This is a genomic window from Pseudomonas sp. AO-1 (assembly GCF_019775695.1).
Classification (GTDB): Bacteria; Pseudomonadota; Gammaproteobacteria; order Pseudomonadales; family Pseudomonadaceae; genus Aquipseudomonas; species Aquipseudomonas parakoreensis.
On sequence record NZ_CP079947.1, the window covers coordinates 152,919 to 178,287 of the forward strand.

Annotated in this window: 17 protein-coding genes; 6 read left to right on the forward strand and 11 right to left on the reverse strand. The window is 61.6% G+C overall.

What is annotated here, in order from left to right:
• Positions 1–53: 53 nt before the first annotated feature.
• Positions 54–953 carry a homocysteine S-methyltransferase family protein gene (locus KVQ82_RS00695; RefSeq protein WP_108184251.1) on the forward strand — a complete coding sequence of 300 codons (900 nt, stop codon included), beginning with the start codon at positions 54–56 and terminating at the stop codon, positions 951–953.
• A gap of 88 nt (positions 954–1,041) precedes the next feature.
• Here KVQ82_RS00695 and KVQ82_RS00700 read toward each other — a convergent pair whose 3' ends face one another.
• From KVQ82_RS00700 to KVQ82_RS00710, 3 genes are read right to left on the reverse strand one after another with little or no spacing between them, the layout of a single operon-like run.
• Positions 1,042–1,713 (reverse strand): GNAT family N-acetyltransferase, encoded by a 672-nt coding sequence (locus KVQ82_RS00700; RefSeq protein WP_041071669.1) that lies wholly within the window; start codon positions 1,711–1,713, stop codon positions 1,042–1,044.
• A gap of 12 nt (positions 1,714–1,725) precedes the next feature.
• On the reverse strand, positions 1,726–2,172 hold the full coding sequence (locus tag KVQ82_RS00705; RefSeq protein WP_182403105.1) for a GNAT family N-acetyltransferase: 447 nt from the start codon (positions 2,170–2,172) through the stop codon (positions 1,726–1,728).
• A gap of 10 nt (positions 2,173–2,182) precedes the next feature.
• Positions 2,183–2,806, reverse strand: coding sequence for an FMN-binding negative transcriptional regulator (locus KVQ82_RS00710; protein ID WP_041071665.1), 624 nt, complete (start codon positions 2,804–2,806; stop codon positions 2,183–2,185).
• Between the two features lie 92 nt (positions 2,807–2,898).
• On the opposite strand from KVQ82_RS00710, the gene KVQ82_RS00715 reads away from it, so the two are divergent.
• The gene (locus KVQ82_RS00715) at positions 2,899–4,455 is read left to right on the forward strand and encodes a PLP-dependent aminotransferase family protein (RefSeq protein ID WP_222017549.1); all 1,557 of its coding nucleotides are present in this window, start codon (positions 2,899–2,901) and stop codon (positions 4,453–4,455) included.
• Between the two features lie 34 nt (positions 4,456–4,489).
• Here the strand turns inward: KVQ82_RS00715 and KVQ82_RS00720 are convergent, their stop codons facing one another.
• From KVQ82_RS00720 to aspA, 8 genes are all read right to left on the reverse strand, one after another.
• The gene (locus tag KVQ82_RS00720) at positions 4,490–9,013 is read right to left on the reverse strand and encodes a hypothetical protein (protein WP_222017551.1); all 4,524 of its coding nucleotides are present in this window, start codon (positions 9,011–9,013) and stop codon (positions 4,490–4,492) included.
• A gap of 22 nt (positions 9,014–9,035) precedes the next feature.
• A complete protein-coding gene (locus tag KVQ82_RS00725; protein WP_222017553.1) occupies positions 9,036–13,634 on the reverse strand; it encodes a DUF6543 domain-containing protein in 4,599 nt (1,532 codons plus the stop codon).
• A 157-nt stretch (positions 13,635–13,791) separates the two neighbouring features.
• The gene (locus KVQ82_RS00730) at positions 13,792–14,892 is read right to left on the reverse strand and encodes a polyamine ABC transporter substrate-binding protein (RefSeq protein ID WP_222017556.1); all 1,101 of its coding nucleotides are present in this window, start codon (positions 14,890–14,892) and stop codon (positions 13,792–13,794) included.
• Complete coding sequence (locus KVQ82_RS00735) at positions 14,889–15,914, reverse strand: histone deacetylase family protein (protein WP_222017558.1); 1,026 nt, start codon at positions 15,912–15,914, stop codon at positions 14,889–14,891. Before KVQ82_RS00735 ends, KVQ82_RS00730 begins: the two co-directional genes overlap by 4 nt.
• 210 nt (positions 15,915–16,124) lie before the next feature.
• Entirely contained in the window at positions 16,125–17,117 is a 993-nt protein-coding gene (locus KVQ82_RS00740) for an AraC family transcriptional regulator (RefSeq protein WP_222017560.1), read from the reverse strand.
• Between the two features lie 203 nt (positions 17,118–17,320).
• Entirely contained in the window at positions 17,321–18,325 is a 1,005-nt protein-coding gene (locus KVQ82_RS00745; RefSeq protein WP_222017563.1) for an asparaginase, read from the reverse strand.
• A gap of 166 nt (positions 18,326–18,491) precedes the next feature.
• On the reverse strand, positions 18,492–19,937 hold the full coding sequence (locus KVQ82_RS00750) for a sodium:alanine symporter family protein (RefSeq protein WP_198758419.1): 1,446 nt from the start codon (positions 19,935–19,937) through the stop codon (positions 18,492–18,494).
• A 606-nt stretch (positions 19,938–20,543) separates the two neighbouring features.
• On the reverse strand, positions 20,544–21,968 hold the full coding sequence (aspA, locus tag KVQ82_RS00755; protein WP_041474969.1) for an aspartate ammonia-lyase: 1,425 nt from the start codon (positions 21,966–21,968) through the stop codon (positions 20,544–20,546).
• Between the two features lie 180 nt (positions 21,969–22,148).
• Between aspA and KVQ82_RS00760 the strand changes: the two genes are divergently transcribed.
• The 4 genes from KVQ82_RS00760 to KVQ82_RS00775 all read left to right on the forward strand — a co-directional run bounded on the left by KVQ82_RS00760 (position 22,149) and on the right by KVQ82_RS00775 (position 25,336).
• Complete coding sequence (locus tag KVQ82_RS00760) at positions 22,149–23,057, forward strand: LysR substrate-binding domain-containing protein (RefSeq protein ID WP_041071648.1); 909 nt, start codon at positions 22,149–22,151, stop codon at positions 23,055–23,057.
• A 331-nt stretch (positions 23,058–23,388) separates the two neighbouring features.
• Positions 23,389–23,880 carry a 5-(carboxyamino)imidazole ribonucleotide mutase gene (gene purE / locus KVQ82_RS00765; RefSeq protein ID WP_003229641.1) on the forward strand — a complete coding sequence of 164 codons (492 nt, stop codon included), beginning with the start codon at positions 23,389–23,391 and terminating at the stop codon, positions 23,878–23,880.
• 10 nt (positions 23,881–23,890) lie between these two features.
• The gene (locus tag KVQ82_RS00770) at positions 23,891–24,973 is read left to right on the forward strand and encodes a 5-(carboxyamino)imidazole ribonucleotide synthase (protein ID WP_198758417.1); all 1,083 of its coding nucleotides are present in this window, start codon (positions 23,891–23,893) and stop codon (positions 24,971–24,973) included.
• A gap of 117 nt (positions 24,974–25,090) precedes the next feature.
• Complete coding sequence (locus KVQ82_RS00775; protein WP_003229635.1) at positions 25,091–25,336, forward strand: GlsB/YeaQ/YmgE family stress response membrane protein; 246 nt, start codon at positions 25,091–25,093, stop codon at positions 25,334–25,336.
• Positions 25,337–25,369 lie beyond the last annotated feature (33 nt).

Here is a 25,369-nt window from a genome sequence, read left to right on the forward strand (position 1 = left end):
TAAGAACTACTCTGGTAGTGAGTAATTTTCATAAGCATATGAGCGAAAAGCATATGGGCACAGCAAGCACGGTAATTCTCGATGGCGGCATGGGCCGTGAGTTGCAACGCGCCGGGGCGCCGTTTCGGCAGCCCGAGTGGTCGGCGCTGGCCCTGATCGAAGCGCCGCAAGCGGTCGAAGCGGTGCACGCCGCCTACATCGCCAGCGGCGCCAATGTGATCACCAGCAACAGTTATGCGGTCGTGCCGTTTCATATCGGCGAGGCGCGGTTTGCCGCTGAAGGCCAGGCTCTGGCGGCGTTGGCGGGCGAGCTGGCACAGCGTGCGGTGCAGGCGTCGGGCAAAGCGGTGCGAGTGGCCGGTTCGTTACCGCCGCTGTTCGGTTCCTATCGCCCGGATCTGTTCGAAGCGACGCGGGTGAACGAATTGCTGGCGCCACTGGTGACCGGCCTGGCGCCGCATGTCGATCTGTGGCTGGCGGAAACCCAGAGCTCGATCATCGAGGCGCGTTCCATTCGTGCCGGTCTGCCGCAGGACGGCAAACCGTTCTGGCTGTCGTTTACTTTGAAGGATGAAGACACCGACGAAGTACCGCGTCTGCGTTCCGGTGAGCCGGTGGCTGAGGCAGCGGCCGTGGCGGCGGAGCTGGGCGTCGAGACGCTGCTGTTCAACTGCAGCCAGCCGGAAGTGATCGGCGCGGCGATTGACGCAGCGCGCGCCACCTTCGAACGCCTGGGCGTGCAGATTCACATCGGCGCGTATGCCAATGCATTTCCACCGCAACCGAAAGAGGCAACGGCCAATGACGGTCTCGATCCGTTGCGCGACGATCTGGACCCGCCGGGGTATCTGCACTGGGCGATTGACTGGCAGCAGCGGGGCGCCAGCCATTTGGGCGGTTGCTGCGGGATCGGGCCGGAACACATTGCGGTGCTGGCGCAGAAACTGGGGTAAACAACAGATCAAAAGATCGCAGCCTTCGGCAGCTCCTGCATGGGATTGACGTTCACCCTGTAGGAGCTGCCGATTTTGCTTTGACGATTTAACTACGGCACTCGACCAAGCCTTTCACCTGCCCGGTCGGCGTCTGGTTGGCATCGCTCAACCACTGCTCGAACCCTGCCGCAATCGCCGGCCATTCTGAATCCAGAATCGAATACCACGCGGTATCGCGGTTCTGGCCCTTGACCACCATGTGCTGGCGGAACACGCCTTCGAAGCTGAAGCCCAAGCGTTCGGCGGCGTATTTGGAGCGGGCGTTGCCGTTGTTGCACTTCCACTCCAGGCGCCGGTAGCCCAGCGCGAAGGCATATTTGGCGAGCAGGTAAACCGCTTCAGTGCTTTTCGGCGAGCGCTGCATCGACGCGCCGAAGGTCACGTGGCCGATCTCGATGCGGCCTTGCGCCGGGACAATCGACATCAGACTCAAAATGCCCTGCACCTGACCCGAGGCGCGGTCGATGATGCTGAAGAAATACGGATCGCTGCTGGCCGCATGGTTGTTCAGCCAGTCATTGAACGCGTTGCGCTGCGGAAACGGCCCGTAGGGCAAGTAATCCCACAGCTTCGGGTCGGCGCCGGGGCCCTCAAGGGCGTTGAACAGCTCGTCGCCGTGGCGCGCCGGGTCAAGTCTTTCCAGGCGGATAAAGCGGCCTTCGAGCAGTTTGCTGGTGGGCGCCGGGACGCCTTTCCAGTCGGCGAGTGAAGTGGTCATGTACGCGGCTCCTTAAATGGCTTTGCGAAACTGGATGAACCCCGGGCGCTCGGCGATGCGCTCGTAGAGCTGGATCGCGGTAGCATTGGTTTCGTGGGTCAGCCAATGCACCTTGCAGCAACCGTCTGCCTTGGCGGTGGCGTAGACGTGTTCGATCAGCCGGCGTCCGACGCCAGTGCCACGGGTCTCCGGCGTCACCAGCAGGTCCTGCAGGTAACAGGAGTTTTCGATGCTCCAATTGGAACGGTGATAGATGAAATGCACCATGCCCACTGCTTTACCGTCGGCCCAGGCGAGGGCGGCATGAGTCGGTTCGCTCGGGTCGAGGAAGCGCTGCCAGGTGCTGTGCGTGACGGTGTCCGGCAACTCGGTGTTGTAGAAGCGCAGGTAGGCCTGCCACAACGGCAACCAGGCGGTGTGATCACCGGCAGTCACCGGGCGGATCTGGATCTGACTCATGCTGATTTCCTTAACGCATCAAGTGGGCGAGGGTCTGGTCATTGATGTCGGGGCTGGCAGCCAGGCCTTCGCGCACGCCGGCAATGTCTTCGGCGCTGCGGTTCTGGCTGAGCTTGCGCTTGCCTTCGAGGCGGTCGATGGGAATGGCGAAACCGACGATGGCCTTGAGCATGCCGTCGATGTAGTCGGCTGGCGCGTCGTCGACCTTCCACGGCTGCGCGCGTCCGGCTTCATGGCGATCAGTCAGTGTGCTGACGATGTCGAGCAGGCGCCCGCCGTCGCTGAAGGTTTCGGCGTGGCCGTAGGCGTGCACGGCGACGTAGTTCCAGGTCGGCACGACTTTGCCGTGCTCGGCCTTGCTCGGGTAAAACCCGGGGCTGACGTAGGCGTCGGGGCCGGCAAAAATCAGCATCGCTTCAGCGCCGTCGCGCAGGTCTTTCCATTGCGGATTGGCTTTGGCCAGGTGCCCGTACAGCGTGCCGTTCGGACCCTGTTCGCGGTGCAGCAGCACTGGCACGTGGCTGGCTTGCAGACCGTTTTCACCGTGACTCACAAGAATGGCAAGGCGAGTGGCGAGGATCAGTTCGTGCAATTGCGACAGGTCGTCGATGGCGAAGGCGCGGGGCGTGTACATGGAGAGATTTTCCTTGGCGAATGCCTGCATCCTAGGCAGGCTATTGGTCTGTTGTAAGAGCCATTGATGACCAATTTCATAGGTCCATTGCCATGCCCGAATCGACCACACTGTCTATGCCGTTCAATCCGGCCGGAATCGAACTCGACCGCCGCCAAGGCTTGAGCCGCCAGCTCTATCAGGCATTACGATTGCGCGTACTGGACGGGCGGCTGTGCAGCGGCACGCGGCTACCGGCCAGTCGTGATCTGGCGGCGGCGCTGGCCATTTCGCGTAACAGTGTGGTGCGCGCCTACGATCAACTGTATGCCGAAGGCTTCATCGAAGGTCGGGTCGGTGATGGCACTTACGTTGCGCATTTGCCTCACGCAGCGTTGCCAGCGAAAAAGTTGTCCACAAAAGTATCCACAGGGTTTTCAACAGGCTTACCCACAGTCTTATCCACAAAATGCCCGGATTTACCTGTGGATCCATCCAGCAACGTTATCCACAACGATCCGCTGACCCGGGTCAGAAATAACCATTTGGCCCGGCCGCCCAGTGGTCCGCCCCGGGCTTTTCGGGTCGGTGTACCGGCGTTTGATCTGTTCCCGTTCGACGTCTGGGCCAAGCTGAATGCGGCTTTCTGGCGAAAACCGGATTTGCAGCAGCTGTGTTATGGCGATCCGGCCGGTGATGCACGGTTGCGCGGGATGATCGCTGCCTATCTGCGCAGTTCTCGGGGCATGCAATGCACAGCTGAACAAATTGTGATCACCAGCGGTGCGCAGCAGGGAATAAGCCTTTGTGCACAGTTGCTGGTAGAGCCGGGTGACGGCGTCGCGATTGAAAATCCGGGGTATCGAGCAGCGGGTCACGCCTTCGCCGTGGCCGGTGCGAAACTGCACGGTGTGGCGGTGGATAACGAGGGCATCGACTGTGCCGAACTGACGAGGTTGAACGACTGTTGCCTGACTTATGTAACGCCTTCCCATCAATATCCCACCGGGGTGGTGATGAGTCTTGCCCGACGCCTTGAACTGCTTGCCTGGGCCGAGCGCACAGGAGGCTGGATCGTCGAGGACGACTACGACGGCGAGTACCGCTACAGCGGCGCGCCGCTGGCCCCTTTGGCGGCGCTGGATCGGCAGGGACGGGTGCTGTATGTCGGCACGTTCGGCAAGGTGGCGTTTCCGGCATTGCGCCTGGGGTATCTGGTGCTGCCTCCGGGGTTAGTGGAGGCGTTCGCTCAACGGCGTGCGGTGGATGTAAGGCATTCCGAAGTCAGCACCCAGGCGGTCATGGCCGAATTCATGGCGAGCGGACACTTCCAGCGGCACATCCGCCGTATGCGGCGAGCGGCGCTGAGCCGGCGCGACACGCTGCTCAAGGGGTGGCCGGCGAACATCCCGGGAGTCGGCCCGTTGCCCGTCGTGGCCGCAGGCCTGCATATGACCGTGCCAGTCGACAGCGTGGCGCGTGAGCGGGAGTTGATCGAATTGGCCCGTGACGTCGGGGTCGAGATCAATGGTTTGAGCAGCTATTGGTTGCCAGACGCCGGCGCTGAGCTGGAGCAGCGCGCCGGTCTGGTGATGGGGTTTGCTGCGGTGCCTGAACCGGCGATCGACGCCGCGCTGGACAGGTTGCGCAGGGCCTGGCAGGTGGATTGAAAGGGGCGGGCTCCAGACCGCCCCGTCGCCTGAGTCAGGGCTGGGGTTCGAGATTGAAAAACAGCGCCGGGTCGCTGATTCGTCGCAGCACATAGTCGATCGGTGCCAATGTGCCGAGTGCCTCGCGGCGTTCGGCAGTGAATTGCTGCAAATGCGCATCAGCGATTTTCAGGTGCGCCGCTGTGAAGCTTTCCAGTGGAGCCTCCAGCGAGTCGTAGTGAAAATGCGCCAGCCACAATGGTTGATGCTTGTTGGTTACATCCAGAATCCGGTATTCCTGAAAGTAATCGCGACGTTTTTTGGTCCTGATCCTTCCCTGAACATTGCGTTCGATTTGCACTTGATGATTGTCCAGCATCCATTGCAGATAAGCCTGACGAGGCTGGCGCTGCTTGAGCATGCTGGCGCGGAGGTTGACGCCTTCGGTCCGTAATCGCTGGGCATCGGCGGTGAGATACGCCCCGATATTGCCCACCGGCGGCGTTGCGCCGCCAGTTGCGCGAATGCGGGCGAGGGCCTGGGCAGCATCGGCCGCCGCTCGCTCCAGAAGCGCTGCTCGTTGATCGAACAGATCCTGCATGTCCGCCGGAATCCGGTTGGGCCGTAACGCGTCCTTGCGTGTCTGTTGCGTGAAAGCCTGCACGTCATCAACCAGTTTCAGGCTATTGGCGACAATATCGATGTCTGCCAACGGCGGTTGTCGATTCGGACGCGGCCTCGGCGGCAGTACGCTCTCCAGAGGTTGCTCGGTTGTGGTTGAAGCGTGGGCGGATTGCGGTTCGCGAGGACGGCTCTTGGTCACTTTTATGGCTGGGCGGGAGGGCCCCGCAACGGCCGGTCTGGGAGGGACGGGTGGGGCGCTGACAACGTTCTCGGGCAGCAGCGCGTTCAATTGATCCTGAGCCAGTTGCCGGAACTCGTTGATCAGGCCGCGTATTCGTTCAAGCTGGGTCGGCTCCAGTTTGTCCGGCATTTCACCAGGAAGGTCTGTGAGGCGCTGATCGGTGTCGGCATAAACATCGATCAGCTTGCTCAGACGTTCGATGTGCAGCGCGATTGCATCTCTCGCGGTCGGCGTTTTGAGCAATTGTGCATGCTGATGGGTGGCGGTAGCTGCCTCGATGATCAGCAATCCCACCACGTCACGCTCCGGCGCGGCCGCTGCGTTGGCCGAGTTACGCATGCACAGCTCGTGGGACATGCCGATTTCGTTGGACTTCAGATCCCACTCGGTGAATGACGGCAGCAACGCGCGCAAGCGTTGTGCAGCGGTGATACCGGCACTACCCAGGGTTTCGAGAGCGGCCAGTGAGCTCTGGGACAATCGCAGGCGCGTCACCATGTCCTGACTCAATGCCAATGTCTGTCTGACATTTTCGATATGAGTTTGCAGTGCGGTGTCCGATTCGATCTCGTTGTTCTCGACCAGCTTGTGGGTAAGGCTGGCATAGGCGTTGCGTTTGAGGGAAAACCACAGGGCGAGGTTTTTCTGCAGCAGCGTGGTCAGGCGCAGCACATCATGCAGATAGCCTTCGCTGCCGCCTTTCTGGCGCCATTGCTCGAGGTTTTTCAGGGCGGCGTCATAATCGCCAATCAGCGTTTCAACCTGTGCGAGATAGCGCTCGGTGGCTTGCTCGTGCGCAGGGCCGCTGGCCGCGAGCATTTCATCCAGTGCCTGTTGCAACGCGGCATCGGCCGCGGGTTCCTGGCGTTTGAAGTCATTCAGCGCGGTTTCCAGCTGTTTTCGCTGTTGCTCCTTTTCCCTGCGTTGGCTCCTGAGCCGGTTTTGCAGACTCTGCCCACCGGCTCCCCCGCGCAGGCGCAGACGCGTATCGACCACCCACTGGCCTTGAGCAAATTGCGCCAGAAGCGGCCCGGTTTTCCGCGGATTGCCGGCAAATACGATCTGCAGCTGTTGATCATCGTTTTCGATCACCGTGTACCAGTGTTCGCCGACCTGTGCGTACAGCTGATCATTGAGCCTGTACAGGCTGGCACGACCGCGCCGCAAGGTCTGCACATTCGGATCAGTCAGGTCCGGGGCCGGGACTGCGGCATCTTGCAGATACGCGATCAAGGCCGCAGGGCTCCTGCGAGGTATGGAGCCGCTGGCTTCCAGTGAATTGTAATGAGCGGGAGGCAGTTCATCGGTCAGTGGCGTGGGAATCAGGGTCACGACAGGTTTGGCGGGCGCTACGGCCGGTTTCTGCGGCAAGTCGGCTACGTTGTCGTCGATGTCTGACCATGGGCGTGGGCCGGCCTTGCGGCGTACGGCAGCGTGATGGGCCAGGAGAATGCCCAAGGTCAGCAACATGTCGCCCACCGAACTCCATTCGTTGAGCCTGTCGCCGCGTTGATGCGCCTCCAGCGCATGTTCGATTTCAGTGAGGCTTTGCCAGATCCAGATGGCCGCGCCAGCCGGGCCGCTGAGAAAGTTCGCAGCAACATTGAACACGGCCCAGCCGCTGTCTCGCAGCAAGGCCCAGCGGCGTTCGGCATTGGATTGCGATTGCCGGTCAGCCAGTTGTGCCATCGCTTGGGCATGGGACTGGAACAATTTGGCGAATACATCGCCGCTCAGTTCCTGCGACCCGAGCTCGACAGGCCCGGCCCAGTTCACGGAGGTCCAGGGTTCCAGCAGCAACTCAGCGCCGAGCCATGGAGTGGGCAGGCCGATCGGGAAGGTGAATTGAGCGTATTTGAAGCTGATGGCTGCATCGGGCAACCACGCCAGCACCGAATCCCTCAGCTCTCCCGGTTGGTGCAAGGCGTACAGCAGGTTTTGCGCAGAAGGGAACTGCATCAGCGATTGTTCGAACAGTGGCCGGTACAGCACGCAGGGGCCGGCCTCGGGCTGACGGGGGCCGATGATGAACATGTTGTCCACCGTATCACCGATGCTTTCTCCGGAGCGGATGAAGGTCAGAGGGCGTATCACCACCGGTTGCGGATGAGCGGGTGTCGGTTTGAGCCATTCGCACACATAGCGATGGCCCTGCTCATTGAAACCGGCGATGCGACGGATTTTGTTCTCCAGTGCAACAAGCGGCAGCACAGCCTGGAGTTGTCTGATATAGAACTGTGCTTGTAATGCAGCTTGCGGCCGATCATTGATCAGTTTTTCCTTGATCAACTGTGGATAGGCCAGGCCGATGTTGACCTGGCTCGCCATGTTTGTCAGATAGGTCTCATTCAACCAGCGGGGAACGGTTTGCGGCGGATTGAAGCGCAGGCTTGCCTGGTAGGGGGCGGCGTTCTGCAGTGCAAACTCACCCAGGGTTTCCGTATGAGTATCGTTGGGGTTGGGCAGCGTCAGGCCCCCCGACTCGAAGCTGTTGGTGATGGTGATTTCGAGGGTTTCCAGCGGCAGCCCGGCCGCAGATTTTTTATCGGCCAGAATGGCTTCGCGCATACGCCTGCCAGCGAAGGTCGTGATGGACGCAATCCGGAACAGGTTCTTGTCCGCCAGTTTGTATAGCTTGCCCAGCGCACTGACCGATCGGCTGTAGCGCTCCATGTCCGCCGCCGAGGCGCCGATCAGCCAGTCGGGAATGGCATCGTCCAGTCCGGTATCGCGGGGATGGTCGGCACGGGTCAAGTCCGGGGCGTACGGCGTGCGATCGGCGGCGAGTTCTGCGCTGGTGATCGAGGCGATGGCATCGAGTTGACTGGCAATCAACGCCCAGGCCATATGATCGAAGAAATTGCCCGCGGGCTCGAACAACTGCCACTTCAGGTTGCGCCCGGCCAATTGGTCGGGCAGGCGATCAGATAAAGACGCTCCCAGCGATTCCAGAGTGTCGAACGACTCATAACCTTTCTCTACCGAGTACATCATCACCAGGTCGCGCTGCCGATAACGCCCCGTGAGCACGGCCGCGCCGCCGACGATCAGATGCCGGGTCTCGCCCTTGTCATCGACCGTATCGACGTCGATCAGGCAGGCCTTGATCGACGAAACCTCGGGAGCCCGAGTTGGCCTCTGCTGCTTGTCCGGGAACTGCGAGACGGCTCTGGCCACGTGGCATTGGCTTTCATCCCAGCCACTGTCGGTCTGCACATCAAGGGCTTTGCGCAGGGCATCGGACAACTCCTGCCAACGCGTTGACTTGGGTCCGGCGCTGTTCCAGTAATCCAGCTGACGTTCGCCAAAGGCGGTGAAAAGCAGGGGCGCGTAGTCGTTGAGCAGGGTGGCGATGGCTTCGATGCCGATGTCCAGGTGCAGCACGGGTGTGGCTTGCGGATCGGTTGTCAGGAAGTGTTCGCCTTCCAGGTAATTGGCGCTGGTGGCGGTGAAGAACTGCCGGACTACGGCCTGGGTCAGAGACTCGAACCGGATGGGCATTGCCGTCAGCGTACCGTCGTCCCATTGCCATTGAGGGGTGCCGATGAGCGTATGGTCGGGGTCGATATCGCGTTCGGGAAACCTCTCTTTCAGCGCTTTACGCAGCATCTGAGCCGCCACTTCGTCGACGGTAGGGCCTTGGCTCGTCTGCCGCACGACGAGGTTTTTCTTCAGCAGGACGGGGGGGCGGAGGTTGTCGACAGAGTCGGTCATTGTCAGTTTCCTTTTTGACATTTCAGGCATGCGAAAAAAACAGGGCACGAGCCAGTTGCGGGCTGATCTCGCTGCGATAAATCGCGATGAGCTGTGGGTTTGCAGTGTCGGCGCGTACGTCGAAAGCGCCGGCCAGCAAGCGCTGCTCCCGGGTCTTCAAATGAGCAGCGGTAAAGGCGTTGATGGCCGCGTCGAGCCGGGGATAATGAAAGTGCGCGTACCAGAGAGTCGCTGCCCCACGACGCTCGCGAATCTCGTATTCCTGAAGAAAATCCTTGCGCGGTCCCTTGAGCCGGCGCCGATCACCGTTGCGCACGATGTCGATTTCACCTTTGCTCAGCAGCCATTCCACCCGCGCCGCCGTCGGCGGTTGCCGTTTGATCATGTCGACGCGAACCCGGTAACCCTCGTCGTACAGTCGCTCCTTTGCTTTCTCAAGCGCCGCCTGCAGTCGGGTGGCGGTCTGGCTCTGGCCGTCAATCGTGCTGAGAGGGGTCATGGCTTGCGCCAGGGCACTGGCGCTTTGTCCGACGTGTTCGGCTTGTTGTCGAAACAGCTCCTCGGTTTCCACCGGGATACGGCCGGGTTTCTTCGATTGGGCTTCGGTTCGCCGAATGAAATCCTCCAGGCCATCAAGCAGTGCCTGGCCCTGCACCAGCTGTACTGCCAGCGCCGGTCCAGGTGCGACCGGACGGCGCCGCGGGGCCGGGATGCGTTCCAGCCAGACCCCGGGTGTCTTTTCGTGAAAGGTGGCGATGACCTTGCCGGTCACGGGGGCGCGAACCTCCAGCAAAACGGGTTCACCGGGAGCCGAAGGGCGCATTTCGCCGACCACGGTGCCTTTGAAGCGCGTTTTGATGACCCGTTTGCGCGAGGTTCGCGGCGGTTGTGAAGGTACGGAACGTGGCTCCGTCGTCGGCAGTTCACGCAGCAATTGCGCCAGATGATCTTCAGTGTCTTTGTGGAATTCGCTGACCCGTTTGCGCACTTGCTCGAAGGAAGGCTGGATCAGCACTTCCTTGTGGCTGAGGGACATGTCTTCGAAGGCTTGAGTAATGCCCGTGAACTGCTCCAGCACGCCATCAAGCGCTTCGACGCGCTGGATAATCCCCTCGGCGCTGTCTTCCTGAATCAGTTCCTGTGAGGTCTGGATCGCCAGGTTGGTGGTGTCGAGCAGGCGGGTGAAGTCGCCTCGCGCCTCATTCAGAGCAGCGCCGTCGCCTGCTTCGAAGCAGACCTCACGCGCCAGTGAAACTTGCAGCGCCTTGAGGTCATTCACGCTGAAAGCGGGTAATTGCCTGCGGTACTTATTGGTGATCTCGGCAGCGTTTCTGCCTAGCCTGCTCAGCGCCTGGAACCGCGAGTGGGCAAACTCGATCTTGCCGATTACGCCTTCAGCGAGATCAATCATCTGTCGATAGATCGTCTGATCGCCCGAGCCCGCGGCAGTCTCTTGCGCCTCCAGCAGTGCCAGGGTTTCACGCAGTGTCCGGCTGAAGGTGGCATTGTTCTCATCAAGCCAGCTCTGGTTGAAGTACAGCTGGGTATCCAGCATCGAAGTCATGGCGGAGCGGTAGTTGGGCAAGCTTTCAAGCAGGCTGAGCGCCTTGAGCTGTTCGATGGGGGCTTCGTACTGGCTGCTGCGCTGCTCGAGCAGGTCTAAAAATTGTTGCTGCAAGGCCGGTCGAGCCTCGGTGCTGGCAGCTTTCATCTGGTTGTAAGCGGCGATCAGTTCGGTTTTGGCGTTGGCGCGTTCCTCATCAAACGTGGCCAACTGTTGCTTGAGCTCGGCGATCCGTTGAGCGTTTTGCTGTTTGATCGCTTTGCGCCGGACAGACAAGCCGCCGCCTCGCAGACGCAGGCGGGTGTCGACGAACCATTGCCCACGGGAATTGCCGATCAACGGCGGCCCTTGGCGTGGAGGTTGTTGGCGAGCGTCGATGATCGAGACCTCGCCGTTTTCCTCCACGGCCACCTCGAACCAGCGCTCCCCGACCTGGGTGTAGTAGCGGTTGTCGTGGCTGTAGAGATGTCGGTACGCACCGCTATCGGCAGCGGGCGGAGTCAGAGGCTCGGGTTTGCTGATTTGGAAGCGGTCGAGCGTTTCCCTAAGGCTCAGGGCCGGGCCGGTCAGTAGGGATACAGGGTGCCGGGCAGTAGCGGAATCGCCTGCCCTGTCGGGCAGTTGCACGATAGAGGCCGGCGGCGGTTCGACGGCCTGCCGAATCTCGGTCGTGACGGCACCGACAGGCTTTTCTTCGATCTGGCGGGCCGTGGTATGACGCGTCGCACCGCGGTGCGCGAGGACCATGGCCAATGTCAGCAACAGATCGGTCATCACGGCTTTCTGCTGGTCACGGTCGCCTGTTTCTGTGGCGTCCAGGCCTTGTTGCAGGTCCTCCAGAATCTGCCAGACCCACGCGGCGGTACCGACGGTACTGCCCAGAAAGGGCAGCGCCGCATTGAGGATCGACCACGCCGCCTGTTTGAAAGTCGCCCAGCGGTTTTGCGCGTTGGACACCGATTGCCGCTGTGCCAGATCCACCAGTGCCAGGGCGTTGCTCTTGAACACAGCAGCCAGGTAATCGTTGGCAATGACTTGCGTGCCAAGGGACAGCGTGCCGCCCATTTGCAGAGGGGTCAGCGGGTCTGCCAACAGCTGCGAGAGCGACCAGACCGAGGGCAGGCTGCCGGTGAATACGTAGTCGGAGTAATGGCTGCGTACCCTGTCCGGTAACCAGGCAAGTACCGATTGGCGCAGGGTGGCCGAATGCTTGATGGCATAAATCAGGTTGGCCGGTGTCGGGTACTGGCTCAAGGACTGGTCAAGTAATGGCTGGTAAAGCAGGCAGGGGCCCTTGTCCATCTGTCGAGGACCGATGACAAACATGTTGGCCACTTCGTCCGCAGAGGCAAGCAGCCGCCAACCGGGATTGAATGCCAGTGGGCGAATGACAATTTCCTGGCCGTCGACCCGGCGATTGGCATCGAGCACCTGCACCACGGCCGCGACATAGCGATAGCCGAGCTCATTGATCCCGCCCAGGCCGCGAATCTTTTGTTGCAGGGCCAACAGCGGTAGCTCAACCCGCAAATGGCCGGTGAACAGATTCTGCCGGCGCAGGCTTTCCAGAGGATCGTCAAGCAATTTGCCTTTGATCAGGGCCGGGTAGGTCCTGCCGATGTCGACACTGACGATCAAGGCCTCCAGGTACGCCGCGTTCATCCAGGACGGCAGCGTCGAGGCACTTTTGCTGCGCACGGTCTTGTCACCCAGGGGGACGGCGATCAGGTTTTGCAGCGCCAGATCGACCAGGCTCAAGGTGCTACGTTGTGGTTCCGTCGGTGGCACAAAAGTGCCCCAGACCACGACACTGTCGACCACGATCTCGATGTCTGCCAGATCCAGATCTGCAGCCTCGGGATGTTGCTTGAGCATGGCCTCGCGAAGTCTCTCCAGGGTGTACTCGCGGATCGGCTTGATCCCGTCCTGAAACGACTGGTTGGCGTTCTGTGTGCGAAGGGTCGCCAAGTCCATCAGATGACGACTGTAGGCCGTGAGATCGACGGAGGACGCGTTGAGCATCCAGTCCGGCAACCCTTGCTCGACCCGGTTGAAGCGCGAGGGTGCCTGCCTGTCCGTCGGGTCGTGTCCATCTGCCGCCCGACTGATGTGGGGGGCCAGATCGCGGTTGCGGATGTCGGTATCGGTCGCCAGTGCACCGATCGCATCGGCTTGCAAGGCAATCAGGTTACAGGCGAGGTGGTCGAAGTAGTTGCCTTCGGGTTCGATCAGGCGCCACTGCCAGGCATTGCCGGCGTCATTTTCTGCGGTGTAGCTCAGCAGGGACTCGCCCAGCGCCTGCATTGACTCGTAGCTCTGAAAACCACCGGTTATGGTGTAAGTGAGGATCAGTGTGCGAGTGCCCAGCGTTCCGGTCAGCACCGCCATGTCGAGGGTGTTCAGGTGTCTTGCAGCACCGTCGTCGACCTGGTCGAGGTCGATCAGGCAGGCCCGCGATTGATAGCGGTCGTTGGTCGTGCGAGCGTCCTTTTCCGGATAAGTGAACAAGTGGCGGGCCATGGCGACCTGATCGGCATCCCATGATGGCCCGGGTTCAATGTTCCAGCGCTCGCGCAGTGAGTGGGACAACTGCTTCCAGCGTGGCGTCGAGGGGCGCGTGAGCTGGTTCCAGTAATTGAGCTGTTGCTCCTGAAACGCAATGAACAGCAAGGGCGCAAGTTCGTTGAGCAAGCGCCCGATAGCCTCGATGTTGACCGGCAATTGCACCGGTACCGGCGCCAGAGGTTCCAGGGTGAGGTAATGCTCGCCATCGAAATACAGCACGGGCGTGGATGCCACCCCATGACGGACCAGGGCGCCCGTCAGTGATTCGTAGCGTCTTGCGCCGGGGATGACCTGCGTTGCATCAAAGGCCCAGGTCGGTGTCACCACCATGGCCAGACGCGGATCGATGATCAGTTGCGGGTAGAGGGTTTTCAGGGCCGGCAACAGCGCTTGGGTGGCGACCTCCCTGATCGAGGGTCCTGCCACCAGTTGGGTGAGCAAGTCATTCTGATTATTCGGGAGGGCGGCGGGTGGGGCGGAATCTTCGCTCATGGTCACTTCCTGTGAGGTGGGCGCAGGTACCGTTGGGCGTTCGGTGCGCGTTCGGGCTCAAGGTAATGACCGTCGGGGCCGGCATGGCGGTATATAGATATCGCGGACAAAAAAAGGCCTGCATCAACGCAGGCCCGTAACTGAACCGAAGTGACGGTCAGGTGCCGGACTTGATCTTGGTCCAGGCCCGTGTGCGCGCCCGTTCGGCATCACGCGGCAGCGGTTGCAGGGTGTAGAGCGTGCTCATCGCCGCATCGGTCGGGTACAGGTTGGGGTTGTTGCGGATCGCCGGATCGACCAGCCCGGTAGCGTCCTTGTTCGGGTTCGGGTAGCCGACGAAATCGCTGACCGGGGCGATCACCGCCGGTTGCAGCAGGTAGTTGATGAAGGTGTAGGCGTCTTGCGGATTCTTCGCGCCCTTGGGAACGGCGAGCATGTCGAACCAGATCGGTGCGCCTTCCTTGGGCAGGCGCATGTCGACCACGACACCGTTCTTCGCCTCTTTGGCGCGATTGGCCGCTTGCGAGAAGCTGCCGGAATAACCCACTGCGACGCAGATGTCACCGTTGGCAATATCAGCCATGTATTTGGAGGAGTGGAAGTAAGTGACGTACGGGCGGATCTTCATCAGCAACGCCTCGGCCTTGGCATAGTCCGCCGGCTTTTTGCTGTTGGGGTCCAGGCCCAGGTGTTGCAGGGCCAGCGGCAGGATCTCCGACGGCGAGTCGAGCAGGGCGACGCCGCACTGCTTGAGCTTGCTGATGTTCTCTTCCTTGAAAATCAGGTCCCAGCTGTCCACCGGCGCGTTGTCACCCAGTGCGGCCTTGACCTTGGCCGGGTTGAAACCGATCAGGATGGTGCCGTACATGTATGGCACGGCGAACTGGTTGCCCGGGTCGTTGGCCTCGATCAGCTTCATCAGTTTCGGATCGAGGTGATTCCAGTTCGGCAGTTTGCTGCGGTCCAGCGGCTGGAACACCCCGGCCTCGATCTGCTTGGCGAGGAACACATTGGACGGCACCACCACGTCATAGCCGGAGTTGCCGGTCAGCAGCTTGGCTTCCAGCGCTTCGTTGGTGTCGAAGATGTCGTAGACCAGTCTGGTCTGGCTGTTCTGCGCCTTGAAGTCTTCCAGCGCCTTGGGCGTGATGTAGTCGAACCAGTTGTAGACGCGCAAGGTGCGTTCTTCGGCGTGGGCGCCGAAGCTGAGCAGCGCCGCGCACAGGGCTGGCGCCATGCAGTGCTTGAGTCGGTTCATTGTTCGAACCCTTCCAGCACGTTCACCGCGTTGATGCCGATCTCTTCGACGGCGTAGCCACCTTCCATCACGAACAGGGTCGGTTTGCCGAGGGCGGCGATGCGCTTGCCCATGGCCAGGTAATCCGGGCTGTCGAGCTTGAACTGCGAGATTGGATCGTCCTTGAAGGTGTCGACGCCCAGCGACACGACGATGATGTCGGCACCGTAGCTGTCGATCTCGTTGCAGGCCTGTTCCAGCGCCGCGCTCCACACCTTCCAGCCGGAGCCGGCCGGCAGCGGATAGTTGAAGTTGAAGCCTTCACCGGCGCCTTCGCCGCGTTCATCTTCGTAGCCGAGAAAGAACGGAAACTCCGCTTCCGGGTGGCCGTGGATCGAGGTGAACAGCACGTCGCTGCGCTCGTAGAAAATCGACTGCGTGCCGTTGCCGTGGTGATAGTCGACGTCGAGGATCGCGACTTTCTTGTGGCCGGCATCGAGGAATGCCTGAGCGGCAATGGCGGCGTTGTTGAGGTAGCAATAACCGCCCATCAAGTCGCTGGCGGCGTGGTGTCCCGGTGGCCGGCACAGGGCGAAGGCGCTGCGCGCGCCGCGCTGGATTTCCGCTTGGGCAGTCAGCGCCACTTGCGCTGCACTGTAGGCGGCTTGCCAGGTGCCGGCGGTGATCGGTGCGCCGCCGTCGAAGCTGTAGTAACCGAGCTGGCCGTGCAGGCTGGTCGGTTTGATCTGGCGCAGCGTGCGTGCCGGCCAGGTGTACGGCAGCAGGTCGCCGTCGGTGTTGAATTCGGTCCAGCGCGCCCAGGCGCCTTTGAAGAAGTCGAGGTAGTCGCGGCTGTGAATGCGCGCGATCGGTGCGAGACCGAAATCCTTTGGCGCTTCCACCGAACCGAGGTTCTGGTGCTGTACCCGTTGCAGTACGTGGTCGGCACGCGATGGCATCTCGAAGCACGGCTTGAGCTGGCCGTCGATGAGCTCGCAGCGGCCGTGGTGCAGGTGGTGATCGTCCGAGTAGATGGTCAGCATTTGTTGTTCTCCGCAGGGGCTGATTCGGTTGCCCCCAGTGTTGCGGCGCGCGGCGCAACGGAGAACGGCAGGAAAGGCCAAAAGGGGATCGATATGGCCAAAAACTCTGACCGCAATTCGCCCCTTTCCAGCAGATCAAAAGATCGCAGCCTTCGGCAGCTGCTACACAGATCGGCGTAGGAGCTGCCGAAGGCTGCGATCTTTTGATCTTCAGGGTCTGAACTGGCTCGGCGCCACGCCGCTCCAGCGCACGAACGCATGGCGGAAGCTTGCGGTTTCGCTGAAACCCAGGGTCTCGGCGATGCGGTAGATCGGCAACTGATCCTCACACAGCATCTGCTTGGCGCGCTCGAAACGCAGTTCGTCGAGCAGCTCCTGATAACTGCTGCCCATGTCCTTGAGGTGACGGCGCAAGGTGCGCGGCGAGCATTTCATCTGCTGGGCCAGCCCCTCGAGGCCTGGTGCTGCATTGAGCTGGGCACTGAGCAGCTGGCGAATCCGCCCCAGCCACGCCTGCCGTCCGGTGAACTCGATATTCTGTTTGCGGCAGCGATCGGCCATGGCCTGGTGGGTGATGCTGTCGGCCAGTGGCAACGGTTGATCGAGCCAGCGCCGGTCGAAGGCGAAGGCGTTGTCCTTGGCGGCGAAGTGCAGCGGGCTGGCGAAGTGCTCGGCATAACTGTCGCGATAATCCGGCGCAGCATGTTCAAAACGCGTCGCCAGCAATGGCAGTGGATGCCCGAGCAGGTCGTCGCAGATGACCTTCAGCGACACCAGGCAGAATTCCGCGTTGAACACCGCCATCTCCGGGCTCTCGCGGTAATCGGCAGCGACGAACCAGACGCGCTCGCCATCGTCTTCCAGGCTCAGTTCGAAAAGTGTTCCCAACAGCGCCGGATAGCGAATCGCCAGGCGCAAAGCGTCACCGAAGGTGGCACAGGTCAGCAGCGCGTAACCGAGGATGCCGTAGCAGGAAACGTGCATCCGCCGGCCCAGTTCCAGGCCAATGTCGTGCTTGAGCGCGACCGCGTTGGCGCACACCTGCATTTCCTGATTGGTGGTGATGCGCGTGTCGGCGCGGTTCAGATCCGCTGCACTGATGCCGCTGCCGGCCAGCAGCGCTTCGCTCGACAGGCCTTCGGTCTTGAAGGTGTTGAGCACCAGTGAGACGGCGTTGAGCGTGGTGAGGTGGGAGTGGAGCATAAGATCTTCCAGCCTTGGGGGTGCTGGAAACGGCAGCAAGTTATATGCCGGGTGAAGATCAAACGGTATGAGGGCTGTTGTGGCGAGGGAGCTTGCTCCCGCTGGGGCGCGTAGCGGCCCCAAAACACTGCGACTGCTGCGCAGTCGAGCGGGAGCAAGCGCCCTCGCCACAGGGGCTCACTCCTGCAAGGGTTCGGGTGGTGTCAGATCAGCTCGCCACACAGATCGAGTTCGATCAGCCGGCGCACTTCGGTCGATTCCAGACCTGCACCCAACAACGCCTGCAACTTGCCGAACGCCGCCTCGCGGGTCATGCCGCCGCCGGATAGCACGCCCACGCCGCGCAAACGGCTGCCGGCTTCATACACATCCAGCTCGACCCCGCCTTCATGGCACTGCGTGACCGCGACCACCACTACACCGTTGTCCCGCGCGCGGCCGAGGCTGGCGAGGAATTCTGGATTGTCGCTCGGTCCGGTGCCGCTGCCGTAGCACTCCAGCACCAGACCTTTGATACCGCTGGCCAGCAGGCCATCAACCACCTCGGCGCCGATGCCGGGGAACAGTGGCAGCACAGCAACCTTGGCCAGTTGTTTCGGCTGGTTGTAGTTCAGTGCGGCTGGAATCGACGGCGCTTTCACCCCGCCGCCCTGACGCTCCAGGCGCTTGAACGGATGCCGGCCGAAGCTGCGCACTTTCGCGCAACGGGTCGGCGCCAGCAGCTCGCCATGGAAATACAGGTGCACGCCCGGCGCCAGACCCTGACCCAGAGCAACCAGCGCACCACCGAGGTTTTCCCAGGCATCGCTGTCAGTCACGCCGGCCGGCAGCATCGAGCCGGTGAAGCACACCCGCGCCTGCAGGCCGAGTAGCTGAAAGCTCATGGCCGCGGCGCTGTAAGCCAAAGTGTCGGTGCCATGCAGGATCAGCACGCTGTCGCAGCCTTGCACGTCCACCGCATCGACCACCGCTTCGCGCAGTTGTTGCCAGTAGGCCGGGGTCATGTTGGCGCTGTCGATCAGCGGCGACATTTCCCGGAAGCGCCACTGCGGCACCACCAGTTCGGGCTGGCTGTGCAGGTAGTCGCGCATGCGGGCTTCGAAACCGGACGCAGGGGCCAGGCCGTTGGCGCTGGCCTGCATGCCAATGGTGCCACCGGTGTAGAGCACCATGACGTGTTGGGCGGCGGGATAAGTCGAAGGGTTCATAGGATTCTCCGAAACGATGAGTTCCTGTGGGAGCGGGCTTGCTCGCGAATGCGGTGGGTCAGATACCAGAATGTCGACTGATCCGCCGCTTTCGCGAGCAGGCTCGCTCCCACAGTTTTACGAACTGTAACTGACGGGCGCAGGGGATGCGCCCGTCATTCACCTGTCAGCGTTGCGCTGCAGGGATGCCTTGCGGCTCGACTGCGGTCTTGCCGACGGCTGGCGCCTCGGTCGGCCAGGCCTTCAAGTCCAAATCCAGATCGGCAAATTTGCTGGAATCGAACACCGGCTGCTTGATGCCCGCACGGCGCTGCTCGTCGTAGTCGCGCATGACACGCATGCCGACCTTGAACAGCATGGCCAGGGCCATCAGGTTGACGAAGGCCAGGCAGGTCATGGTGATGTCAGCGAAGGCGAACACGGTCGACAGATCCTGCATCGAACCCCATACCACCAGCGCCAGCACCAGACCGCGGAACACCATCAGCAACGCGCGGTTGCGGCTGAGGAACTGCAGGCTGTTTTCGCCCAGGTAGTAGTTGTAGAGGATGCAGGTGAAGACGAACAGCGACAGCGCAACGCTGACGAAGATGCGGCCCCAGTCACCGACCACGGCGGCCAGCGAGTTCTGGGTCAGGACGATGCCGTCACCTTCGAAACCCGGGGTGTAGAAGCCCGACAGCAGGATCAGCAGCGCGGTGCAGGTGCAGATCACGAAAGTGTCGAGGAACACGCTGAAGGCCTGAACCACGCCCTGAGCGCCCGGGTGTTTCACCGAGGCCACGGCGGCGACGTTCGGCGCACTGCCCAGGCCCGCTTCGTTGGCGAACACGCCACGCTTCACGCCCATGACGATGGCGCTGCCGAGCAGGCCGCCGAAGGCCGGGTCGAGACCGAAGGCGCTTTTGAAGATGGTTTCCAGCATGGCTGGCACGTGCTCGATCTGGGTGCCGATCACGTACAGGGTCACGCCGATATAGGCCAGGGTCTTGACCGGTACCAGCAGGTCGGACACTGCAGCGATGCGCTTGATGCCGCCGATGAAGGTGATGGCCAGCAGCACCGCCAGGACGATCCCGGTGTGGCGTGGGTCGAAGGCAAAGGCGTTTTGCAGCGAGTGGGTCACGGTGTAGGACTGCAGGCCGATGAAGGCGAAGCCGTAGGTGACCAGCAGCAGGACCGAGAACACCACCGCCATGCCTTTGAGCTTCAGGCCGTGCTGGATGTAGTAGGCCGGGCCGCCACGGTACAGACCGTCACCGTCGGCGCGCTTGTAGACCTGCGCCAGGGTGCATTCGAAGAAGCTGCTGGACATGCCGACCAGTGCGGTCACCCACATCCAGAACACCGCACCCGGACCACCGAGGGTCACGGCGATGCCGACACCGGCGATGTTGCCTGCACCGACGCGGCCGGCAAGGCTGAGCATCAGGGCCTGGAACGAGCTGAGTTGCCCGCCGCTGCTTTTGAGGCTGTCGCGGAACACCGCGAACATGTGGAAGAAGTGGCGCAATTGAACGAAACGCGAGCGAATCGTGAAGTAGCTACCGAGCCCGACAATGAGCACGATCAGTACTTTCCCTGAGAGGAAGTCGTTGATGACTTCGAGCATGGATTTTTCCTCGCTGTTTTTTGTGTAAGCAAATGCTGGATGTTCAGAAACATCGCGTTACACCGGTTTGCGCGCGGCACGACAGGTGAGGCGAAGGTTTCGTCCCGGTCCATTTCGCGGGTTTGTTATTAGTTCGGGTTTCGCATGGGTTATGGCCTCGTTACCGACGACCGCTCACGCGAAGAGGGGCGGCACTATACCGATCAGTGCGGCGCCCGTCTGCACGCTCGTGGTGCAAGCGACGAAACGAAGCTTTGAAGCACCCGGCGTTACCGGCGCCGGGCTTGTGCGGGAACTGCGTTTCTGTAGATGCAAACCCTGTGGCGAGGGGATTCATCCCCGATCGGCTGCGAAGCAGTCGCAAATCATTGCACGCGGTGTACTTGTTACATCGCGATGGCAGGTTTTGGGGCCGCTTCGCGACCCATCGGGGATGAATCCCCTCACCATAAGGGCTCACCTCTACATTGTTCAGTCCCCAGACATACGGGTCTCAGGATCAGAAAGTTAAAAAAAAGGGCTTGGGGACAAATCCCCAAGCCCTCAAAAGGTGAGAGGTGTCTAGTCCCTCGACCTGGTGAGCGGTGCTACAAATAACGCGTCGGCTCAGGCTTTGAGCGGAACCAGACGCGGGGCAATCATGTTTTCCGGGCGCAGGATGTCGGCGAGCATGGCTTCGTCGAGCAGACCTTCTTCGCGCACCAGTTCCAGCACGCCGCGGCCGCTTTCAAGGGCGATACGGGCGATGCGGGTGGCGTTTTTGTAGCCGATGTACGGGTTCAGCGCGGTGACCAGACCGATCGAGTGCTCGACCAGTTCGCGGCAGCGGGCTTCGTTGGCGGTGATGCCGACGATGCAGTGCTCGCGCAGCATGTCCATGGCGCGTTGCAGCAGACGGATCGAGTCGAGGATCTTGAACGCGATCAGCGGCTCCATCACGTTCAGCTGCAGTTGGCCGCCTTCGGCTGCCATGGTCAGCGCCAGGTCGTTACCGATGACCTGGAAGGCCACCTGGTTAACGGCTTCCGGAATCACCGGGTTGACCTTGCCGGGCATGATCGAGCTGCCTGGCTGACGCGCCGGCAGGTTGATCTCGTTGATGCCGGTGCGTGGGCCGCTGGACAGCAGGCGCAGGTCGTTGCAGATCTTCGACAGCTTGACCGCGGTGCGCTTGAGCATGCCGGAGAACAGCACGAAGGCGCCCATGTCGGAAGTGGCTTCGATCAGGTCGGCAGCGGGCACCAGCGGTTGACCGCTGATCAGCGCCAGACGCTGAACGGCCAGCGCTTGATAGCGCGGGTCGGCGTTGATGCCGGTGCCGATCGCGGTGCCGCCCAGGTTCACTTCGGTCAGCAGTTCCGGGGCCAGCGTCTTCAGACGGGCCAGGTCTTCGCCCATGGTGGTGGCGAATGCGCGGAACTCTTGACCCAGGGTCATCGGCACGGCGTCCTGCAGCTGGGTACGACCCATCTTCAGGACGTGGTTGAATTCTTCACCCTTGGCGGCGAAGGCCTGAATCAGGCTGTCGAGGCTGGCCAGCAGCGAATCGTGACCCAGCAGCAGACCCAGGCGGATCGCGGTCGGGTAGGCGTCGTTGGTCGACTGCGCCATGTTGACGTCGTCGTTCGGGTGCAGGTACTGGTACTCGCCTTTCTGGTGACCCATTGCTTCGAGCGCAATGTTGGCGATCACTTCGTTGGCGTTCATGTTGGTGGACGTACCGGCGCCACCTTGAATCATGTCGACCACGAACTCTTCGTGGAAATCACCGCGGATCAATCGGGCACAGGCTTCGCTGATGGCAGCGTGCTTGGCTTCGCTCAGATGACCCAACTCACGGTTGGCGTCAGCGGCGGCCTGTTTGACCATCGCCAGACCCACAACCAGTTTCGGGTAATGCGAAATCGGAACGCCGGAGAGACGGAAGTTGTTCACCGCTCGCAGGGTCTGGATGCCGTAATACGCTTGAGCCGGTACTTCGAGGGCGCCAAGCAGGTCGTTTTCTGTGCGGAAAGATGCAGCGGAGGACATGATAGAAATCATCTCGATATGGACCCGGTCTATGCCGGAACGCTGCGAATGCTAGGCTTACAGGATTTTTTGGGCCAATGCTGTTAAACACTGGCCTATGCACATTCGGCATAATGCCCATGTGACGCCGCCTGCGCGGCAGACGTGTGACCTGTTTTGGTGCGTTCCCGGGAGGGCGTGATGAATCTGGAAAGCAAATGGCTCGAGGACTTCAGTGCTTTGGCCGCCACCCGCAGCTTCTCGCAGGCGGCCGAACGGCGCTTCGTGACCCAGCCGGCGTTCAGTCGGCGGATCCGCAGCCTCGAAGCGGCGCTGGGCCTGACGCTGGTCAACCGCTCGCGCACGCCGATCGAACTGACGGCGGCCGGGCAATTGTTTCTGGTGACCGCGCGCACCGTGGTCGAACAGCTCGGCGAAGTGCTGCGCCACCTGCATCACCTGGAAGGCGGGCAGGGTGAAGTGATGCAAGTCGCCGCCGCGCACTCGCTGGCGCTGGGATTCTTCCCGCGCTGGATCGCGCAACTGCGTAATGAAGGGCTGAACATTGCCACACGGCTGGTCGCGACCAACGTCGGCGACGCGGTGCACGCGCTGCGCGAAGGCGGCTGCGACCTGATGCTGGCGTTCTACGACCCGGACGCAGCGATGCAGATGGATCCGGAAATCTTCCCGTCGTTGCACCTGGGCCAGACCGAGATGCTCCCGGTGTGTGCGGCGGATGCCGAAGGCAAGCCGCTGTTCGATCTGGAAGGTGACGTCAGCGTACCGTTGCTGGCGTACAGCGCCGGGGCGTTTCTCGGGCGCTCGGTAAATGGTTTGCTGCGTCAACGTCAGCTGCGCTTTACCACGATCTATGAAACCGCCATGGCCGACAGTCTGAAAAGTATGGCCCTGGAAGGCCTCGGCATCGCCTGGGTACCGCAACTGAGCGTGCGTGCCGAGCTGGCCCGCGGCGAACTGGTGGTCTGCGGCGGCCCGCAATGGCATGTACCGCTGGAAATTCGCCTGTACCGCTGCGCACTGGTGCGCAAGGCTAACGTGCGGTTGTTGTGGCGCAAGCTTGAAGGCGGCGCTGCGCAGGCTTCCTGAGCCCACCCAACAACTCTGTGGGAGCTGGCTTGCCAGCGATAGCGGTGGGTCAGTCACCGCCTGTGGTTACTGATCCGACGCCATCGCTGGCAAGCCAGCTCCCACAGGTATCGAGTGATGCTGGAGCGCTGACCTTCAAGTCAATAAAACCGGGCCTTTGGCTGATTTGACAGATGGTCGTTTCGGGGGCTGTTTATTGGCTTCTTTGCGGTATACTGCGCGGCCTTCGGCCGGTACGTCCGGCCATTTTTCGTACAATCAAGCCACGCAATCCTGCGTGGCTTGTTGTTTTTGACGCGCCTGCGGGCGCCCAGAGAGAAGAGGCGCGACGATGAGTGCACTGGTTGGCGTGATCATGGGCTCCAAGTCCGATTGGTCCACCCTTAGCCACACCGCCGATATGCTGGAAAAGCTCGGCATCCCGTACGAGGTCAAGGTGGTTTCTGCCCACCGCACCCCGGATCTGCTGTTCCAGTACGCCGAAGAGGCTGAGGGCCGCGGCATCGAGGTGATCATCGCCGGTGCCGGTGGTGCAGCCCACCTGCCAGGCATGTGTGCGGCCAAGACCCACCTGCCGGTGCTGGGCGTTCCGGTGCAGTCGTCGATGCTCTCGGGCGTCGATTCGCTACTGTCGATCGTGCAGATGCCGGCGGGCATCCCGGTTGCCACCCTGGCCATCGGCAAGGCCGGCGCGATCAACGCCGCGCTGCTGTCGGCGAGCATCCTCGGCGCCAAGCATCCACAATTCCACGCGGTACTGAAAACCTTCCGTGCCGAGCAGACAGACAGCGTCCTGGACAATCCAGACCCACGTATTGCCTGAGGTTGTTGAGATGAAGATCGGTGTAATCGGTGGCGGCCAGTTGGGCCGTATGTTGGCGCTGGCGGGCACTCCGCTGGGCATGAACTTCGCTTTCCTCGACCCTGCGCCGGACGCTTGTGCCGCCGCGCTGGGCGAACACCTGCGGGCCGATTACGGCGATCAGGATCACCTGCGCCAACTGGCTGACGAAGTCGACCTGGTAACCTTCGAGTTCGAAAGCGTCCCGGCGGAAACCGTGGCGTTTCTCTCGCAATTCGTCCCGGTCTATCCGAGCGCCGAAGCCCTGCGCATCGCCCGTGATCGCTGGTTCGAGAAGAGCATGTTCAAGGACCTGGGGATTCCGACTCCGGCCTTCGCCGACATTCAATCGCAAGCCGACCTGGACGCCGCCGTGGCTTCGATCGGTCTGCCGGCCGTGCTGAAAACCCGCACCCTGGGTTACGACGGCAAGGGTCAGAAAGTCCTGCGCAAGCCGGAAGACGTGGTCGGCACCTTCGCCGAGCTGGGCAGCGTGGCCTGCCTGCTGGAAGGCTTCGTGCCGTTCACCGGTGAGGTTTCGCTGATCGCCGTGCGTGCCCGCGATGGTGAAACCCGCTTCTACCCGCTGGTGCACAACACCCACGACAGTGGCATCCTCAAGCTATCGGTGGCGAGCACCAATCACCCGCTGCAGGCGTTGGCCGAAGACTACTCCAGCCGTGTGCTCAAGCAGCTGGATTACGTCGGCGTGATGGCGTTCGAGTTCTTTGAAGTCGACGGTGGCCTCAAGGCCAACGAGATCGCCCCGCGCGTGCACAACTCCGGGCACTGGACCACCGAAGGCGCCGAGTGCAGCCAGTTCGAAAACCATCTGCGCGCCGTAGCCGGCCTGCCGCTGGGCTCGACGGCCAAGGTCGGCGAGAGCGCCATGCTCAACTTCATCGGCGTGGTTCCGCCGGTTGAGAAAGTCATCGCCATCGAAGACTGCCATCTGCATCACTACGGCAAAGCCTTCAAGGCCGGGCGCAAGGTCGGTCACGCCAACCTGCGCTGCGCCGACATGGCCACGCTGCAGGCGCAGATCGTCAAGGTCGAAGCGCTGATCGCCGAGTAACGACAGTTTCATCTGGCAGCGGCGGAACCATTCAGGGCTCGCCGTTCTCTCATGGCAGGATGCCAAAGTCTGACTAGGCTTTGGCATATCTACTATTGAGTGTCAGAGGGAAATGCCATGGGAATTATCGGAACCATCTTTATCGGCTTGATCGTCGGCCTGCTGGCACGCTTCCTCAAACCGGGCGATGACAGCATGGGCTGGATCATGACCATCCTGCTCGGTATCGGCGGTTCGCTGGCGGCCACTTACGGCGGCCAGGCCCTGGGTATCTATCAGGCAGGTCAAGGCGCTGGCTTCATCGGTGCGCTGGTCGGCGCGATCGTGCTGCTGGTGATCTACGGCCTGATCAAAAAGAACTGATCCAAGCGACCAAGTCCTCTCTGCCAACGCGGC